The following is a 16,426-nucleotide window of genomic DNA, read 5'->3' as shown; positions in this document are numbered from 1 at the left end:
ATCCGCCCGGGACGGCTCAGGCTCGCTCCGGCCCGCCCTGCTCCGGACGGGCGCCGGCGGAGACCTTGCGGACCAGCTCGCTGAAGGTGGTCAGCTCCTGCTCGGAGAGCCCGGCGAGCAGTCGGGAGTCCGACATCACCTGATCGACGCGGCGGCCATCACCTGATCGACGCGACTGCGCATCCGCCGCCCGGCGTCGGTCACCACCAGCGTCTTCTGCCGGCGGTCGACCGGACCCACCCGGCGCTCCACCAGGCCGGCCTGCTCCAGCTTGTCGACCAGACCCGTCACGTTCGACCGGTCGCAATGCGGCTGCTCGGCCAGGTCGCGCGCCGGCAGCGGGCGTCCGGGTCGAGCTGGTGCAGGGCACGGGCGACTGCGGTGAGGCCCAGCTCGGCGATCTCCACGTCCTGGTGATGCCGCACGGCCGAGGCGACGTCCATGATCCGCCGACGGTCTCCCACGCGAGGCCCACGCGGTCGCCCGCCCCGGACCCTGAGCTGTGAGAAGACGACGGGGCCATGCCGGACATCCTGCTGACGAGTAAGCGGAGCAGGCGCTCCGCTGGCGCCCGCCGCACCCGTCCGGAAGCGACAACTTCGGGGAAGATGCTCCCTCGACGCGTCAGAATCCAGCAACTTCCCCGAAGTTGCGAACCCGGTAGGTGCTTTGCGCGGGAGGCTCGTCAGCCTGGGAGGAAGGAGAGGCGGACCTGGCGGGTGGGGTTGTCGCCGTTGGTGTCCACCAGGCAGATCGACTGCCAGGTGCCCAGCGCGAGCCGCCCACCCACCACGGGCAGGGTCGCGTACGGGGGGACGAAGGCCGGCAGCACGTGATCCCGCCCGTGGCCGGGCGAACCGTGCCGGTGCCGCCAGCGGCCGTCCGCGGGCAGCAGGTCGTCGAGGGCGCGCAGCAGGTCGTCGTCCGAGCCGGACCCGGTCTCGATCACCGCGAGCCCGGCCGTGGCGTGCGGCACGAAGACGTGCAGCAGCCCGTCGCCCTGACCGGAGACGAACCGTTCCGCCTCGGCGGTGATGTCCCGGACGGTCGGCCGGGACCCGGTCTGGACGGTGATCACCTCAGTGCGCACCCCCGCATTGTGCCGCAGCCGGCGCCTCGGGCAGCGCCATGTCGCCGACATGGGGCATCCCGGCGCCTCGGATACCCCCATGTCGCCGCCATGGGGCCTCCCCCCGCCTCGGACACCCCCATGTCGCCGCCATGGAGTCGATCACCGGCGACCACCGCCAAGGCCAGCCACCGTCCAGGAACGCAGGGCACCGCGCCCTTCCGGTCACCAGCCGCCGCCACCGCCGCTGTCACTTCCGCCCGACGAGCCGCCGCCCGACCAGCCGCTCCCGCCCGACGAGTCGCCGCCCGACCGGTCGCTCCCGCCCGACCAGCCGCTCCCGCCCGACGAGCCGCCGCCCGACCAGCCGCTCCCGCCCGACCAGTCGCTCCCGCCCGACGAGTTGCCGCCCGACCAGCCGCTCCCGCCCGACCAGTCGCTCCCGCCCGACGAGCCGCCGACCGACCAGTCGCCGCGCGACGAGCCGCCGTCGCCGCCCGGGTAGTGGGTGTCGGCGCCGACAGTGCCGGTGGGCAGGCCCCCGCCGTACCACCCCCCACCCGGGCCGCTGGTCGAGGTCGCCGAGGCGTAGCCGTACCGGGGCCGGCGGTCGCCGACCGAGGAGAGGCCCGCCAGCCCGGCCGCCAGCAGGGCGAGCCCGAGCAGCCCGAGCGGGACCATCCCCGCCCTGCCGCCGGCGAGGCCGGCCACGGCCAGCGGGACGAGCAGCCCGCCGGCCAGCACGAGTACGCTCCCCACCGCCCGTCGCGTCGTCATGACCCGAACGGTAGGAGGGCGGGGCAACCCCGATCGGCGGAAGGACACGCACCGCCTGCTCGGCCGCGCGCACGACCGATCCGCCCGACCGGACCGCCGCACGGCCGCCCGCGCGCACGACCGACCGCCCGCCCGGACCGCCGCTCGGCCGGCCCGGCGCACGACCGACCGCCCGACCGCCCGACCGCCCGACCGGACCGCCGCACGACCAACCGCCCGACCTACCGGCCGGCGCAAAGTTACTGGTGGGTACCTGTGTTCGACGTCGCGTCTGGGGGAGCCAGACGTGACGGGGCCGCCACGAGGGGGCAGGATGGCGCTAGAGACCTATCCCACACAGAACCGAGGGAACGCCTGTGGCTACGGAACGCAAGCGCCCGGTGATCACCGCTGGTCTGCCGAGCCAGCTTCCGGACATCGACCCTGAAGAGACCAGCGAATGGGTCGAGTCACTCGACGGTGTCATCGACGAGCGCGGAACCAAGCGCGCCCGCTATGTCATGCTGCGCCTGCTGGAGCGGGCCCGCGAGCGCCAGGTCGGGGTGCCGTCGCTGACCACCACCGACTACATCAACACCATCCCGCCGGAGCGCGAGCCGTGGTTCCCGGGTGACGAGCACGTCGAGCGGCGGCTGCGGGCGTACATCCGGTGGAACGCGGCCATGCTCGTGCACCGGGCGCAGCGCCCCGAGGTCGGCGTCGGCGGCCACATCTCGACCTTCGCCAGTTCGGCGTCGCTCTACGAGGTCGGTTTCAACCACTTCTTCCGCGGCAAGAACCACCCGGGCGGCGGCGACCACATCTTCTACCAGGGGCACGCCTCCCCCGGCATGTACGCCCGCGCGTTCCTCGAGGGCCGGCTGAGCGAGGACCTGCTCGACGGGTTCCGGCAGGAGCTGTCGCACCTGGGCGGCGGGCTGCCGTCGTACCCGCACCCGCGGCTGATGCCGGACTTCTGGGAGTTCCCCACCGTCTCCATGGGCCTCGGCCCGCTCAACGCCATCTACCAGGCGCGGTTCAACCGGTACCTGCACCACCGGGGCATCAAGGACACCTCCCAGCAGCACGTCTGGGCGTTCCTGGGCGACGGCGAGATGGACGAGGTCGAGTCGCTCGGCGGGATCGGCGTGGCCGCCCGCGAGGAGCTGGACAACCTCACCTTCGTGATCAACTGCAACCTCCAGCGCCTCGACGGCCCGGTCCGGGGCAACGGCAAGGTCATGCAGGAGCTGGAGGCGTTCTTCCGGGGCGCCGGCTGGAACGTCATCAAGGTGGTCTGGGGCCGCGAGTGGGATCCGCTGCTGGCCGCCGACACCGACGGCGCGCTGGTCAACCTCATGAACACCACGCCGGACGGCGACTACCAGACCTACAAGGCGGAGTCCGGGGCGTACGTGCGGGAGCACTTCTTCGGCCGCGACCCGCGCACGCGCAAGATGGTCGAGCACCTGAGCGACGACGAGATCTGGAACCTCAAGCGGGGCGGCCACGACTACCGCAAGCTCTACGCGGCGTACAAGGCGGCGATGGAGCACACGGGTCAGCCCACGGTGATCCTGGCCAAGACGATCAAGGGCTGGACGCTCGGCTCGCACTTCGAGGCCCGCAACGCCACGCACCAGATGAAGAAGCTGACGCTGGAGGACCTGAAGCTCTTCCGCGACCGGCTCTACCTGGACATCCCGGACAAGGTGCTGGAGGAGAACCCGTACCTCCCGCCGTACTACCACCCGGGCGAGAAATCCGAGGAGATCGCGTACCTGAAGGAGCGCCGCCAGCAGCTCGGCGGGTACCTGCCGACGCGGCGGACCGAGCACAAGGCGCTGGCCATTCCGGCCACCGAGCGGTTCTCGGACGTCAAGCGCGGCTCGGGCAAGCAGAAGGTCGCCACGACCATGGCCTTCGTGCGCCTGCTCAAGGACATCATGAAGGACAAGGAGTTCGGCAAGCGCTGGGTGCCGATCATCCCGGACGAGGCCCGCACCTTCGGCATGGACTCGCTGTTCCCGACGCAGAAGATCTACTCGCCGCACGGTCAGCGGTACACGTCGGTGGACCGGGACCTGTTCCTGTCGTACAAGGAGGCGACGACCGGGCAGATCCTGCACGAGGGCATCAACGAGGCCGGCTCGGTCGCCTCGTTCACCGCCGCCGGCACCTCGTACGCCACCCACGGCGAGCCGATGATCCCGCTGTACATCTTCTACTCGATGTTCGGCTTCCAGCGCACCGGCGACGGCTTCTGGGCGGCGGCCGACCAGATGACCCGGGGCTTCGTGCTGGGCGCGACGGCGGGACGGACCACGCTCAACGGCGAGGGCCTGCAGCACGAGGACGGCCACTCGCTGCTGCTCGCCGCCACCAACCCGGCGGTGGTCAGCTACGACGCGGCGTTCGCGTTCGAGCTGGCGCACATCGTGGAGAACGGCCTGCACCGGATGTACGGCGAGAAGCAGGAGAACGTCTTCTACTACCTCACCATCTACAACGAGCCGATCCACCAGCCGGCCGAGCCGGCCGACGTGGACGTCGAGGGGCTACTCAAGGGCATCTACCGCTACGCCCCGGCGCCGCAGGTCGAGGGGAACGCGCCGCGGGCCAGCATCCTGGCCTCCGGCACGGGCATGCAGTGGGCGCTGCGGGCGCAGCAGCTGCTCGCCCAGGACTGGGGGGTGGCCGCCGACGTCTGGTCGGTGACCTCCTGGACGGAGCTGCGCCGGGACGCGGTGGAGTGCGAGGAGCACAACCTGCTCAACCCGGGCACCGAGCAGCGGGTGCCGTACATCCAGCAGAAGCTGGCCGACGCGGAGGGCCCGAAGGTCGCGGTCAGCGACTGGATGCGCGCCGTACCGGACCTGATCGCCCGTTGGGTACCGGGGGACTACACCTCGCTCGGCACGGACGGGTTCGGCCTGTCCGACACCCGGCACGCGCTGCGGCGGCACTTCCACGTCGACGCCGAGTCGGTCGCGGTCGCGACGCTGCGGCAGCTCGCGCTGCGCGGCGCGGTGCCGGCCACCGTCCCGGCCGAGGCGGCGAAGAAGTACGCGATCGACGACGTCAACGCGGCCCCGGTCGGCGAGACCGGCGGCGACAGCTAGGCCGTACGACGGCAGGGCCCGGCGCGGTGGTCAGACCGCGCCGGGCCCTTCGTCGCCTCAGTCGGGCCCTTCGTCGCCTCACCGGGAAACGGCGATGGCCCGGCACCCCTGGCGGGGGCGCCGGACCATCTCCGTCGCGGGTGACGCCGGGACCGGCCCGCCTCAGCCGACGGCGGCCAGGTCGGTCAGCCGGGCCAGCGATTCCTCCAGGTCGGCGCCGACCCGGCGGAGCCCGAGCCGGAGCAGGGCGGCCTTGACCGGGCCGGCCGGCCAGCGTACGACGATGAGCCGCACGATGGTCCCGCCCTCCTCCTCGTCGTCCGGCGTGAGCTGGACGTAGATCTCGGTGCGGGCCTCGGCCCGGGCACCGGCGCCCCTGGCACGCTCCCGCCAGCCGATCAGGGTCGGCTCCTGGTAGGCGATCACTTCGGCCTCGTGCGCCGCGCCGCGCCCGGCCTGGACCAGCTGCCGCCGGCCGAAGCCCTCACCCGAGAGCACCTCGGCCGCGCGGACCCCCGCCAGCCAGGCCGGCAACTGCTCGGCCCGCTGCACGACGTCCCAGACCGCTTCCACCGGCGCCACCACGCGCGCACTGCGTTCCACGAGGATCATCTCTGTTCTTCCCCCACTGAGGACATCCGCGATATTCAGCACTCTATGCGCAAAAACGGACGTAACAGGACGGGATCGGAAAAGACACGCCGATCGACCTTGCGCGACGACCCCCGACGGCCTATGGCGCCGCCCGGGACGCACCCCTGGCGGAACCCACCGGCCCGCCGCCGTAGGCTGGGGGACGTGACGGTACGTGTACGCTTCGCCCCCTCCCCGACCGGAATGTTCCACGTCGGCGGCGCCCGCTCGGCCCTGCAGAACTGGATCTACGCCAAGCAGCAGGGCGGGGTGTTCGTGCTCCGCATCGAGGACACCGACGCGGCGCGCAACAAGCCCGAGTGGACCGAGGGCATCCTCTCCGCGCTGGAGTGGATCGGCATCGCCCGGGGCAGCTACGAGGGTCCGCACTTCCAGTCGTCGTACGCGGCCGAGCACCGCGCCGCCGCCCAGCGGCTGCACGAGGCGGGCCGGGCGTACTACTGCGACTGCACCCGCGAGGCCGTGCAGGCCCGCACCGGCTCCCAGTACACCGGCTACGACGGCTTCTGCCGCGACCGGGGCCTGCCGCCGGGCGAGGGCCGGGCGCTGCGCTTCCGTACGCCCGACGAGGGTGAGACCGTGGTGGTCGACCTGATCCGCGGCGAGCCGACGTTCGAGAACAAGCTGATCGAGGACTTCGTCATCGCCCGGGGCGACGGGTCCGCGGTGTTCCTGCTGGCGAACGTCGTCGACGACATGACCATGGGGATCACCCACGTGATCCGGGCCGAGGAACACCTGCCCAACACGCCGAAGCAGCAGCTGCTCTGGGACGCCCTCGGGGTCAAGCCACCGGTCTGGGCGCACGTGCCGGTGGTGGTCAACGAGAAGCGGCAGAAGCTGTCCAAGCGGCGGGACAAGGTCGCCCTGGAGGCGTACCGCGACGAGGGCTACCTCGCCGACGCGATGCGCAACTACCTGATGCTGCTCGGCTGGGCGCCGTCGGGCGACCGGGAGATCGTGCCCTGGTCGGTGATCGAGGAGGAGTTCCGGCTGGAGGAGGTCAACCCCTCCCCCGCGTTCTTCGACGAGAAGAAGCTGCGCGCGTTCAACGGCGAGTACATCCGGGCCCTGCCGCTGGAGGAGTTCGTCGCGGCCTGCCGGCCGTGGCTCACCGGCACCGAGACGATCGCACCCCCGCCCTGGCAGCCGGAGGAGTTCGACGCCGAGGCGTTCGCCGCGGTCGCCCCGCTGGCCCAGACGCGGATCGCGGTGCTCAGCGAGATCGTCGCGAACGTCGACTTCCTCTTCCTGGCCTCGCCGCTGATCGACGAGGCGGCGTGGGCCAAGGCGATGAAGGAGGGCGCGGCCGAGCTGCTCGACGCGGCGATCGCGGCGTTCGAGGCGCTCCAGCCGTGGGACGCGGAGTCGCTGAAGGCGGCGCTGGAGGCGGTCGGCGCCGAGCGCGGGCTCAAGCTCGGCAAGGCCCAGGCCCCGGTCCGGGTCGCGGTCACCGGCCGTACGGTCGGCCTGCCGCTGTTCGAGTCCCTGGAGGTTCTCGGCCGCGAGCGCACCCTGACCCGCCTCCGCGCCGCCCGCGTCCGCCTGCCCTGACCGGGCCCGCCCCGACACCCTCCCCTTTCGGCGATCTTGCACTTTCGGCCCCGATAAATAGGGCAACTACCCCATTCCGGGGGCACAAAGTGCAAGATCGCGGCTGCTGGCGCCCGCCTCGGGGCGGGCGCCAGCACGTACAGGGCGGGTCAGGGGCGCGGCGGCCGGCGGCGCAGCAGGAAGCCGGCGGCGAGGGCCGCGAGCGCGACCACCCCGCCCAGGGCCCAGAGCCAGCCGGCCCCGCCGTCGTCGCCCTCGGCCGCGGCCGGGGTCACCGCGGGCACGCTGGTCAGGGAGGCGACGGGCGAGGACGGGGCGTCCGTCGGGGCAGCGGTGGGCTGCGCAGGCCCGGACGAGGGCGGCTGCGCGGGGCCGGACGAGGGCGGCTGCGCCGGGGTGCCGGTGGTGAGTGTGAAGCGCACCTCGCCCTTCACCGGGTGGCCGTCGCTCGACGCAAGCTGGTACCCGACGATGTAGAGCCCGGCCGCGCCGGGCGCGAACGGGACGCTCACCCGGTTACCGGAAAAGGCCGGCGTCCCTTCGAGGGCGGGCACGTTGTCCGGTCCGGTGACTGTGATCTTCGTCGTATTCGGGTCCGGCTTCGCCAGGAACCGGAGTTCGATCTTCTCGGGCGCGGCGGCGATCCGCGCGCCGTCCTTCGGATCGCTGCCGGTCAGCGAGTTGTGCGCCGCCGCCGGCGTCGCCGGTAGCGCCAGTGACGCCCCGAGCGCCACGCCGAGAACGGTTGACACGGTCCGCGCCGCGCGTGGAACGCTGCCCCCCATGAACCCCTCCGTAAAGGTACTATCCGCCCGTTGATCAACGGCTGGTCATTAGTCGGGCCGGGATCGCAAATAGTTCCAATTCCCGATCCAGCAGCTGCAACCGATCGACGTTCTGCGCAGTCTTTGAGGTGAAGTGTCCCCGCTGTCCTGGCGGGGCACGGTCACCGCCGTCGGCCAACCAACGCGTGACCTGCAGCGAAGCCATCCAGATCGACGGGGCGAGGAGGCGGCGATGGTCCGACTGGTGAGGCGGCTGGTCCTGGCGGCCGCGGGCGCGCTGATGGCGCTGGGAGTGTCCTGGGCCGGCCCGGCGCAGGCCGCGCCCAAGCCCCCGGCGGGGGTCGACATCACCGGCCACCAGCTGGCCGAGCCGCTGCGGCTACGCGCCGCCACCCAGCCCACCGAGGTCGTCGCCGTGATCGACCAGGTGAACTGGCTGAGCCGGGCCGGTGCCGCCATCGGGCCGAAGCCGGACGACCTGGGGCCGAAGTACACGGTCGTGGTGCTCGCCGGGGAGACCCCGACCCAGACGTACGACCTCTACCCGCTGGCCGTGGGCGGGCCCCGGGTGTACCGGCCGGCGAAGCAGCCCGACCCCGCCTACCGGGCCAAGGCCGGCTGGTTCCTCGGACGGCTCAACATGTCCGAGACCCTGCGGACGGCCGGCGTGCCCCTGGAGCGGCAGCTCGACACCGTCACCGGCGGCGTCGGCGGCGGCGAGCGGGTGCTGCCGGACGAGTCGCTGGACCCGGGCAAGGACCTCGGCGAGGCCGTCGGCGAGCTGCAGCGGCTGCTGCTGCTCAACGTCGGCGTGATGGTGCTGATCACCATGGGGCTGGCGGGAATCGCGCTGCTGATCCGCCGTCGCACCCGCTGAGCCGGGGGCGCGGGGTCAGCGGCCGGCCGGGGGCGCGGGTCAGCACCAGCGGCGCGGCGGGCGCTCCCGGCGGATGGCGCGGTGCCGGGGGCGGACCGGGCCGTGCCGGTGGGCACCGGCCCAGCCGGGCAGCTCGCTGAGGCAGGAACCGGCCCGCGCCAGCTCGCCGCCGACGGGCGACTCGGGGGTGCGCTGGCGGGGTACCGGCATGTCGTCGTCGCCCCGGATCGGGACCGGCTCCGGCGGGTGGGCCGGGCCGGCGGCCCGACGGTGGTGCTTGGCCGCCGCCGGCGGCTCGTGGTGGCCCGGACGACAGCACTCTCCCTGGGCGCAGCCGTGCTCGGCCTCCCCGTGCGCCATCCCCCGTCTCCTCACACTCGCGACACGCGCGGGGCCGGCCGGCCCGCGCGCCCTGTCACCGTACTGGCCCTGGCCGACACGCACGGGGCGTACCCCTCGTCAGTCCCGCAGGTTGCGCGGGAGGGCCTTCCCCCTGACGCCCCAGCGTGCCGCCCGCGGCGCGCCCGGGCCCCGGCGCGCACGCTGAGATCCGCGTACTCCCGGCCGCGGGCCTCGGGGCCGCGCCGAGCGGTTCTCTGCCGTATGCTCCCGCCGCGAAGATCGACGGCTGGAGGACCGGTGCGCACCAGAAGTGTTCCGCCGCTGGCCGTGGCGCTGGCCGTCGCCCTGTCCGGGTGCGCCCTGTTGCCGGGCGGCAACCGCCCGTCCGGGTTCGTTCCGCAGGCCGGCGCCTGTCACCTCGTCCCCGGCGACAACGCCAGCGGGGACAGCTACCGGCCGGTCGGGTGCCAGGAGCGGCACGAGGCGGAGACCTTCCACGTGGGACGCTTCGCCGGGGCCGACGCCGCTCTGAGCGAGCCGCCCGCGCCGGGATCCGAGGCGGGCCGGCGGGCGTACGCGTCGTGCAGCACGGCGTTGAACGAGTTCGTCGGCGACGTGTGGCAGACGTCCCGGCTGTCGCTGCGGGTGGTGCTGCCCACCGCGAAGGGGTGGGCGGCGGACGAACGCTGGTTCCGCTGCGACGTCGTCGAACTGCTGGCGCTGGACGTGCTGGAGCCCTCGCCGCGCGCCAACAGCCTGGCGGGCGCGCTGCGCGCGCCGTCGCCGTTCCACCACGGCTGCTACAACAACCCGACCTTCGGCCCGGACGACAGGCTCCAGACCATGCCGCCGGCCGCCTGCACGGGCCCGCACAGCACCGAGTTCGTCGGGGTCTGGTGGAGCGACGCCCTGGCGGCCGGCACCTCGCCCTCGGAGGAGGACCTGATCGACGGGTGCTTCGGAGTCGCCGCCGACTACGTGGGCGTGCCGACTGAGGATCTGGGGGACCAGACGTACGTGTACTTCCTGCTGCCCAGCGACGAGGACTGGGGCGTCGGCGACTCGGGCGTGCTCTGTTTCCTGCACACGGACGGCACGCCGCTGCGCAGATCGCTGGCGGGGGTGGGCCGGCGCGGCCTGCCCGGGTAGGCACCAACAGGTGAGACGGGTCCCTTCCTCTACCGGGGCCGTTAACAGGGGGCCCTTCCCTTCTGCCAGGCTGTACGGATGGGAAGCGAGCCGGAGGGCGGGGAGCTGTCGGCCACGCTGCGCCGGATCGAGCGGGCGGCGGGGGCGCTGGCCACCGCCAGCGTGGCCCGGATGGACGAGACCCTGCCCTGGTTCCGGGCACTCCCGGCGGACCAGCGTTCCTGGGTCATGCTGGTGGCCCAGGCGGGTGCCCGGTCGCTGGTGCAGTGGCTGCGCGACGGCGGCGGGACGGCGGACAGCACGCAGGAGGTCTCCGACGAGGTCTTCGCCACCGCACCGCAGGCGCTGGCCCGCTCGATCAGCCTCCAACAGACGGTGGCCCTGATCAAGGTCACCATCGAGGTGGTCGAGGAGCAGGTCGGGACGCTGGCCGCCGAGGGCGAGGAGCAGCAGCTGCGGGAGGCGGTGCTGCGCTTCTCCCGGGAGATCGCGTTCGCCGCCGCCCGGGTGTACGCCCGGGCGGCCGAGTCCCGCGGCTCCTGGGACGCCCGGTTGCAGGCCCTGCTGGTCGACGCGCTGCTGCGCGGGGACTCCCCGGACGTGCTGGCCAGCCGCGCCGCGGCGCTGGGCTGGTCGGACGCCCCGCCGGTGGCGGTCGCGGTGGGCCGCTCCCCCGGCGGCGAGGTGGCCGCCGTGCTGCACACGGTCTACCGGCTGGCCCGGCGGATCGGCGTCGAGGTGATCGGCGGCGTGCACGGCGACCGGCTGGTGATCGTGCTCGGCGGCGCGGCGGACCCGGTGGCCGCGACGGGGAAGCTGCTGCCTGCGTTCGGGGAGGGGCCGGTGGTGGTGGGTCCGGCGGTGCCGAGCCTGGACGAGGCGACCGACTCCGCCCGCGCCGCGCTGGCCGGGTTCCGGGCCGCCCCGGCCTGGCCGGCCGCGCCGTGCCCGGTGCCGGCCGGCGAGCTGCTGCCGGAGCGGGCCCTCGCCGGGGACGCCGAGGCCCGCCGCCGGCTGCGCCACGACGTGTACGCCACGCTGGTCCGCGCCGGCGGGGAACTGCTGGAGACCCTGGACGCCTTCTTCGCCGCCGGCGGGACGCTGGAGAGCGCGGCCCGCGCCCTGTTCGTACATCCCAACACGGTGCGCTACCGGCTGCGGCGGATCGCGGAGGTGACCGGTTTCTCGCCGCTGGCGCCCCGGGACGCGTTCGCCCTGCAGGTGGCGCTGACGGTCGGCCGGCTGGACCCGGTGGTAACGGTGGTCCCGACCCAGACAATGGGCCCCACCGGCCGGCAGAACGCCACAGATAGGTGACGATCGCCGCCGATTTTTGTGGGAACCCCACAAAGGTGCTAGTGCGGTTTGGTGGCCCTCGGCACACACGTGACTGCCGAGTATCCGGGAGAGTCATAAGCGTGCTCGCCCTACTCTCTCCCGGACAGGGTTCCCAGAAACCCGGCTTCCTGACACCGTGGCTCGACGTGACCGGCACCGAGGCGCGGCTGCGTTGGTGGTCGGCGCTGGCCGGGGTCGACCTGGTGCACCTGGGCGGCAAGGCCGATGCGGACGAGATCAAGGACACCGCGCGCACCCAGCCGCTGCTGGTGGCCGCGGCCCTGCTCGCCGCCGAGCACCTGCCGATGCACGACGTGGCGCTCACCGCCGGGCACAGCGTCGGCGAGCTGGCCGCGGCCGCGCTGGCCGGGGTCTTCCCCGCCGAGACCGCGATCACGCTCGCCGGGGTCCGCGGCCGGGAGATGGCGTCCGCCTGCGCGCTGGAGGCGACGGGCATGGCGGCCGTGCTGGGCGGGGACACCGACGAGGTGCTCGCCTCCCTCGACGCGCAGGGTCTGCACCCGGCCAACCGCAACGGCGCCGGGCAGATCGTCGCCGCCGGCTCCGTCGCCGGGCTGGACAAGCTCGCCGCCGAGTCGCCGGCGAAGGCCCGGGTGGTCCGGCTGAAGGTGGCCGGCGCGTTCCACACCCCGTACATGGGCCCGGCCGAGGCCGCGCTGGCCGAGGTGGCCGCCGGGATCACCCCGGCCGATCCGGCCCGGATCCTGCTGTCCAACCTCGACGGCACCGCGGTCAGCCACGGCCGGGAGATGGTGCAGCGTCTGGTCCGCCAGATCACCGCGCCGGTGCGCTGGGACCTGTGCATGCGGGCGCTCGCCGACCTCGGGGTCACCGGGGTGATCGAGCTCCCGCCCGCCGGCACGCTCGCCGGCCTGATCAAGCGGGATCTCAAGGAGTCCGGTGTCCCCGAGATCGTCACCCTGAACACGCCGGACGACCTGCCCGCCGCACGGGACCTGATCGCCCGGCACGGAACGGCGCCGAGCCACGAGCCGACCCTCCGGTTCCGGGTCGTGGTCGCCCCCTCGGCGGGCACCTTCGCGCCCCTCGACGGGTTGGCCGAGGGTGCGGCGCTGCGGACCGGGCAGGTGATCGGGCACGTCGCCACCCGGCAGGGGCCGGTCGAGGTGACCGCGCACGACAGCGGCCTGCTCACCGAGTGGCTGGCCCACCACGACGACCCGGTCGCGCCGGGCCAACCACTCGCCCGGATCGGGGGTCAGCAGTCATGACAGGAAGTCGTATCGTCGCGCTGGGGCACTACCAGCCGTCGCGGATCGTCACCAACGACGAGATCGCCCAGCTCGTGGACACCAACGACGAGTGGATCCGGGACCGGGTCGGCATCGTCACCCGCCGGATCGCCGGGGACGAAACCGTCGCCGACATGGCCGCGGCCGCCGCCGGCAAGGCACTGGCCGGTTCCGGCCTCACCGCCGCCGACATCGACCTGGTCGTGGTAGCCACCTGTTCCTCGATCGACCGCAGCCCGAACGTCGCCTGCCGGGTCGCCGCCAAGCTCGGGATCACCGCGCCGGGGGCGTTCGACATCAACACCGCGTGCTCGGGCTTCGCGTACGCGCTGGGCACCGTCGACCACGCCATCCGGGCCGGGGCGTCGCGCAACGCGATCGTCATCGGCGCGGAGAAGCTGTCCGACTTCACCGACTGGACCGACCGCTCCACCTGCATCATCTTCGGCGACGGCGCCGGCGCCGCGGTGCTCACCGCCACCGCCGAGGGCGAGCCGGACGGGGTCGGCCCGGTGGTGTGGGGCTCGGTGCCGGAGAAGAGCGACGCGGTACGCATCGAGGGCTGGCGGCCGTACATCAAGCAGGAGGGGCAGGCGGTCTTCCGCTGGGCCACCACCGAGCTGGCACCGCTGGCCCTGCAGGCGTGCGAGCGGGCCGGGGTCGCTCCGTCCGAGCTGGCCGCGTTCGTGCCGCACCAGGCCAACGCCCGGATCATCGACGGCATCGCCAAGCGGCTCGGCATCCCCGACGCGATCATCGCGAAGGACATCGTCGAGTCCGGCAACACCTCGGCGGCGAGCGTGCCGCTGGCGCTGTCCAAGCTCGTCGAGCGGCGGGAGGTGCCCTCGGGCGCCCCGGTGCTGCTCTTCGGTTTCGGCGGCGGCCTGACCTACGCCGGTCAGGTCGTCCGCTGCCCCTGACGTCCGGCTCCCACCGTGCCGTGCGCACCGGGCGGGCCCTGTGCCGCCCGGTGACCAACCCCATTGAGAGGAACCCAACCGCAATGACCCGTGACGAGATCACCGCCGGCCTCGCCGAGATCCTCGAAGAGGTTGCCGGGGTGAACCCGGACGACGTGGCCGAGGGGAAGTCCTTCACCGATGACCTGGACGTCGACTCGCTCTCCATGGTGGAGGTCGTGGTCGCGGCCGAGGAGAAGTTCGGCGTCAAGATCCCGGACAACGAGGTGCAGAACCTGAAGACCGTCGGGGACGCCGTCAGCTACATCGAGGCGCAGTCCTGATCATGAGTCGCTCCGACGTCGTCGTCACCGGGCTCGGCGCGACGACCCCGCTGGGCGGGGACGTCGCGTCGACCTGGGACGCCATGCTCGCCGGCCGCTCCGGGGTGGGTCCGCTCACCCAGGAGTGGGCCGCGCAGCTCCCGGTCCGGATCGCGGCGCAGCTCGCCGTCGAGCCGTCCGAGGTGCTGGACCGGGTCAAGCTGCGCCGGCTCGACCGCTCCCAGGCCATCGCGCTCGTCGCGGCGCAGCAGGCCTGGGCCGACGCCGGCCTGGCCGATTCCGGGCTGGACCCGGAGCGGCTGGCGGTCAGCGTCGGCTCCGGCATCGGCGGGGCCACCACCCTGCTCGCGCAGGACGACATCCTGGAGGCGTCCGGCCCCCGCCGGGTCTCCCCGCACACGGTGCCGATGCTGATGCCGAACGGTCCCGCCGCGTGGGTGGGGCTGGAGGTGGGCGCGAAGGCCGGCGTGCACTCGGTGGCCAGCGCCTGCGCCACCGGCGCCGAGGCGATCGCGCTGGGCCTGGACATCATCCGCGCCGGTCGGGCCGACGTGGTGGTGGCCGGCGGCACCGAGGCGGTCATCCACCCGCTGCCGATGGCCGGGTTCGCCTCGATGCGGGCCATGTCCACCCGCAACGACGAGCCCGAGCGGGCGTCCCGCCCGTGGGACAAGGGCCGGGACGGGTTCGTGCTCGGCGAGGGCGCGGGCATCGTGGTGCTGGAGCGGGCCGAGCATGCTGCCGCCCGGGGCGCCCGGGTGTACGCGCGGCTCGCCGGGGCCGGGGTCACCTCCGACGCGTACGACATGGTGCAGCCGCACGCGGAGGGCGAGGGCGCGATCCGGGCGATCCGCCGGGCCATCGCCGACGCGGGCGTGGCCAAGCAGGACATCGTGCACGTCAACGCCCACGCCACGTCGACCCCGGTCGGCGACATGCTCGAGATCGGCGCGCTGCGCGCCGCGCTCGGCGACCACCCGGTGCTCGCCGCCACCAAGTCGATGACCGGCCACCTGCTCGGCGCGGCCGGCGCGCTGGAGTCGATCGCCACCATCCTGGCCATCCGCGACGGGGTCGTCCCCCCGACGATCAACCTGGACGACCCGGACGACGGCCTCGACCTGGAGGTGGCCGCCCACAAGGCGCGCCACATGGAGATCCCCGCCGCGCTGAACAACGCGTTCGGCTTCGGCGGGCACAACGTGGCGCTCGTCTTCACGCGAGCCTGACGACCCGGCCACGGAGGGGTGCTCCGGTCCCGCGGCGGGATCGAGGGCACCCCGCCGTCAGGCGACGGCGCGCAGGCGGGCGTCGAGCGCGTCCAGGTCGGGCAGGAACCAGACGTGGTCGGCCCGGTTGGACTCGTGGACGAGGGCTCGCAGGGCGGGACTCACCGCGAGGTGCCGGGAGATGTCGCCGATGATCGCCAGGCGTAGCCGGTAGTTGACGAACTTCTGCATGACCTCACCGGCGAACCGGGTGCCCAGCTCGAAGAAGTGGTCGTCGAGCCGGCCCGCCGGCACGGCCACCACCTCGGCGCCGAGGAACGCCGCGCCGATCAGGTCCAGCGCGTCCTGCACGGTGGCCACCGGCGGGCCGTCCGGGTCGCACTCCAGCACCCGCGCCCCGGCCCGTTCCCGCACCACGTCAGGCATCCCCGGCCTCCCCGTCGAGCAGGCCGTTGCCGCCGTCCAAGACGGCCTCGACCAGGTGCAGCATCTCGGCGGTGGCGGCGGCGCCACCGAGTATCACGATCTTCATCCGGCTCCGCTCCTCGTCGTGGACGGTCTGCACGCGCAGCGGCCGGGCGGGCTCGGTGCCGGTGTTCGCCGCGGCCAGGACGAGCGTGGCCAGCCGGTCGGCTGCGCGCCGGTCGACGCCGTCGACCTGCACGATGCTCGACACCTCCACCGGCGCGACGGCCGCGGACCGGACCGGGGCCGGCTGCGCCGCCCGCCCCGTCAGGGCGTCGAGGTCGGCGCGGGCGATCCGGTACTGCTTGCCGATCCGTACGGCCCTGAGCCGGCCGGCCCGGATGTAGCCCCGCACGGTACGCACGTGCAGTCCGAGCAGCTCGGCCACCTGCTCGACCGAATACATTTCATTCCCCATCGTTCCCCATCCTAGACCTGATAGGGAGCAATAGGGAACGGGTCCTGCCGCGACCCACGGCCCTCCCCGAGCCCTGTGGAGCTGCCCGCACGAACGGGGCACCCGCACACGGACCCGCCAACCCACCCCACGCCCCCCACCCCTCCCCCCA

Annotated in this window: 16 protein-coding genes and 1 pseudogene; 9 read left to right on the top strand and 8 right to left on the bottom strand. The window is 73.4% G+C overall.

Translation table 11 applies throughout. The features are described 5' to 3' along the window. Positions 1–16: 16 nt before the first annotated feature. From ABGB16_RS01290 to ABGB16_RS01280, 3 genes and pseudogenes are all read right to left on the bottom strand, one after another. A pseudogene (locus tag ABGB16_RS01290) lies at positions 17–443 on the bottom strand (MarR family transcriptional regulator). Between the two features lie 242 nt (positions 444–685). Then, positions 686–1,090, bottom strand: coding sequence for a YjbQ family protein (locus tag ABGB16_RS01285; RefSeq protein ID WP_347666076.1), 405 nt, complete (start codon positions 1,088–1,090; stop codon positions 686–688). A gap of 204 nt (positions 1,091–1,294) precedes the next feature. After that, on the bottom strand, positions 1,295–1,846 hold the full coding sequence (locus ABGB16_RS01280) for a hypothetical protein (RefSeq protein WP_347666075.1): 552 nt from the start codon (positions 1,844–1,846) through the stop codon (positions 1,295–1,297). Positions 1,847–2,202: 356 nt separating this feature from the next. Between ABGB16_RS01280 and aceE the strand changes: the two genes are divergently transcribed. Further along, entirely contained in the window at positions 2,203–4,947 is a 2,745-nt protein-coding gene (aceE, locus tag ABGB16_RS01275) for a pyruvate dehydrogenase (acetyl-transferring), homodimeric type (protein ID WP_347666074.1), read from the top strand. A gap of 162 nt (positions 4,948–5,109) precedes the next feature. Here the strand turns inward: aceE and ABGB16_RS01270 are convergent, their stop codons facing one another. Beyond that, a complete protein-coding gene (locus ABGB16_RS01270) occupies positions 5,110–5,559 on the bottom strand; it encodes an SRPBCC family protein (RefSeq protein WP_347666073.1) in 450 nt (149 codons plus the stop codon). Between the two features lie 186 nt (positions 5,560–5,745). On the opposite strand from ABGB16_RS01270, the gene gltX reads away from it, so the two are divergent. Next, a complete protein-coding gene (gene gltX, locus ABGB16_RS01265) occupies positions 5,746–7,155 on the top strand; it encodes a glutamate--tRNA ligase (protein WP_347666072.1) in 1,410 nt (469 codons plus the stop codon). A gap of 149 nt (positions 7,156–7,304) precedes the next feature. On the opposite strand, the gene ABGB16_RS01260 is transcribed toward gltX, so the two are convergent. Beyond that, positions 7,305–7,907 carry a copper resistance protein CopC gene (locus ABGB16_RS01260; protein WP_347666071.1) on the bottom strand — a complete coding sequence of 201 codons (603 nt, stop codon included), beginning with the start codon at positions 7,905–7,907 and terminating at the stop codon, positions 7,305–7,307. Between the two features lie 265 nt (positions 7,908–8,172). On the opposite strand from ABGB16_RS01260, the gene ABGB16_RS01255 reads away from it, so the two are divergent. Beyond that, positions 8,173–8,817 (top strand): hypothetical protein, encoded by a 645-nt coding sequence (locus ABGB16_RS01255; protein WP_347666070.1) that lies wholly within the window; start codon positions 8,173–8,175, stop codon positions 8,815–8,817. A gap of 39 nt (positions 8,818–8,856) precedes the next feature. Here the strand turns inward: ABGB16_RS01255 and ABGB16_RS01250 are convergent, their stop codons facing one another. Further along, a complete protein-coding gene (locus ABGB16_RS01250; protein WP_347666069.1) occupies positions 8,857–9,177 on the bottom strand; it encodes a hypothetical protein in 321 nt (106 codons plus the stop codon). Positions 9,178–9,456: 279 nt separating this feature from the next. On the opposite strand from ABGB16_RS01250, the gene ABGB16_RS01245 reads away from it, so the two are divergent. The 6 genes from ABGB16_RS01245 (at position 9,457) to fabF (ending at position 15,392) form a co-directional block, all read left to right on the top strand. Continuing rightward, positions 9,457–10,308 carry a septum formation family protein gene (locus ABGB16_RS01245; RefSeq protein ID WP_347666068.1) on the top strand — a complete coding sequence of 284 codons (852 nt, stop codon included), beginning with the start codon at positions 9,457–9,459 and terminating at the stop codon, positions 10,306–10,308. Between the two features lie 78 nt (positions 10,309–10,386). Then, positions 10,387–11,625: a helix-turn-helix domain-containing protein gene (locus tag ABGB16_RS01240; RefSeq protein ID WP_347666067.1), complete on the top strand. Its 1,239-nt coding sequence runs from the start codon at positions 10,387–10,389 to the stop codon at positions 11,623–11,625. A 101-nt stretch (positions 11,626–11,726) separates the two neighbouring features. Further along, positions 11,727–12,899: an acyltransferase domain-containing protein gene (locus ABGB16_RS01235; RefSeq protein WP_347666066.1), complete on the top strand. Its 1,173-nt coding sequence runs from the start codon at positions 11,727–11,729 to the stop codon at positions 12,897–12,899. Further along, positions 12,896–13,840 (top strand): beta-ketoacyl-ACP synthase III, encoded by a 945-nt coding sequence (locus ABGB16_RS01230; protein ID WP_347666065.1) that lies wholly within the window; start codon positions 12,896–12,898, stop codon positions 13,838–13,840. Before ABGB16_RS01235 ends, ABGB16_RS01230 begins: the two co-directional genes overlap by 4 nt. 83 nt (positions 13,841–13,923) lie before the next feature. Continuing rightward, positions 13,924–14,163, top strand: coding sequence for an acyl carrier protein (locus tag ABGB16_RS01225; RefSeq protein ID WP_007072348.1), 240 nt, complete (start codon positions 13,924–13,926; stop codon positions 14,161–14,163). Between the two features lie 2 nt (positions 14,164–14,165). Further along, positions 14,166–15,392: a beta-ketoacyl-ACP synthase II gene (gene fabF / locus ABGB16_RS01220; RefSeq protein ID WP_347666064.1), complete on the top strand. Its 1,227-nt coding sequence runs from the start codon at positions 14,166–14,168 to the stop codon at positions 15,390–15,392. A gap of 57 nt (positions 15,393–15,449) precedes the next feature. Here fabF and ABGB16_RS01215 read toward each other — a convergent pair whose 3' ends face one another. Both ABGB16_RS01215 and ABGB16_RS01210 read right to left on the bottom strand, forming a co-directional pair. Beyond that, entirely contained in the window at positions 15,450–15,818 is a 369-nt protein-coding gene (locus ABGB16_RS01215) for a DUF4180 domain-containing protein (protein ID WP_347666063.1), read from the bottom strand. Further along, positions 15,811–16,275: a helix-turn-helix domain-containing protein gene (locus tag ABGB16_RS01210; RefSeq protein ID WP_347666062.1), complete on the bottom strand. Its 465-nt coding sequence runs from the start codon at positions 16,273–16,275 to the stop codon at positions 15,811–15,813. The genes ABGB16_RS01215 and ABGB16_RS01210 overlap by 8 nt, the downstream gene beginning before the upstream one ends. Positions 16,276–16,426 lie beyond the last annotated feature (151 nt).

The sequence above is a fragment of the Micromonospora sp. B11E3 genome (genome assembly GCF_039871625.1).
In the GTDB taxonomy this organism is placed as follows: domain Bacteria; phylum Actinomycetota; class Actinomycetes; order Mycobacteriales; family Micromonosporaceae; genus Micromonospora.
The sequence above is the reverse complement of the archived record's forward strand: the minus strand, read 5'-3'. Positions and strand labels throughout refer to the sequence as shown.

What these genes read in the sequence shown, in the direction of transcription:
- ABGB16_RS01270 (WP_347666073.1), bottom strand. Translation starts at nt 5,559, where the DNA reads ATGATCCTCGTGGAACGCAGTGCGCGCGTGGTGGCGCCGGTGGAAGCG.
- ABGB16_RS01215 (WP_347666063.1), bottom strand. Translation starts at nt 15,818, where the DNA reads ATGCCTGACGTGGTGCGGGAACGGGCCGGGGCGCGGGTGCTGGAGTGC.
- ABGB16_RS01250 (WP_347666069.1), bottom strand. Translation starts at nt 9,177, where the DNA reads ATGGCGCACGGGGAGGCCGAGCACGGCTGCGCCCAGGGAGAGTGCTGT.
- ABGB16_RS01240 (WP_347666067.1), top strand. Translation starts at nt 10,387, where the DNA reads ATGGGAAGCGAGCCGGAGGGCGGGGAGCTGTCGGCCACGCTGCGCCGG.
- ABGB16_RS01280 (WP_347666075.1), bottom strand. Translation starts at nt 1,846, where the DNA reads ATGACGACGCGACGGGCGGTGGGGAGCGTACTCGTGCTGGCCGGCGGG.
- fabF (WP_347666064.1), top strand. Translation starts at nt 14,166, where the DNA reads ATGAGTCGCTCCGACGTCGTCGTCACCGGGCTCGGCGCGACGACCCCG.
- ABGB16_RS01225 (WP_007072348.1), top strand. Translation starts at nt 13,924, where the DNA reads ATGACCCGTGACGAGATCACCGCCGGCCTCGCCGAGATCCTCGAAGAG.
- ABGB16_RS01210 (WP_347666062.1), bottom strand. Translation starts at nt 16,275, where the DNA reads ATGGGGAATGAAATGTATTCGGTCGAGCAGGTGGCCGAGCTGCTCGGA.
- ABGB16_RS01255 (WP_347666070.1), top strand. Translation starts at nt 8,173, where the DNA reads ATGGTCCGACTGGTGAGGCGGCTGGTCCTGGCGGCCGCGGGCGCGCTG.
- ABGB16_RS01230 (WP_347666065.1), top strand. Translation starts at nt 12,896, where the DNA reads ATGACAGGAAGTCGTATCGTCGCGCTGGGGCACTACCAGCCGTCGCGG.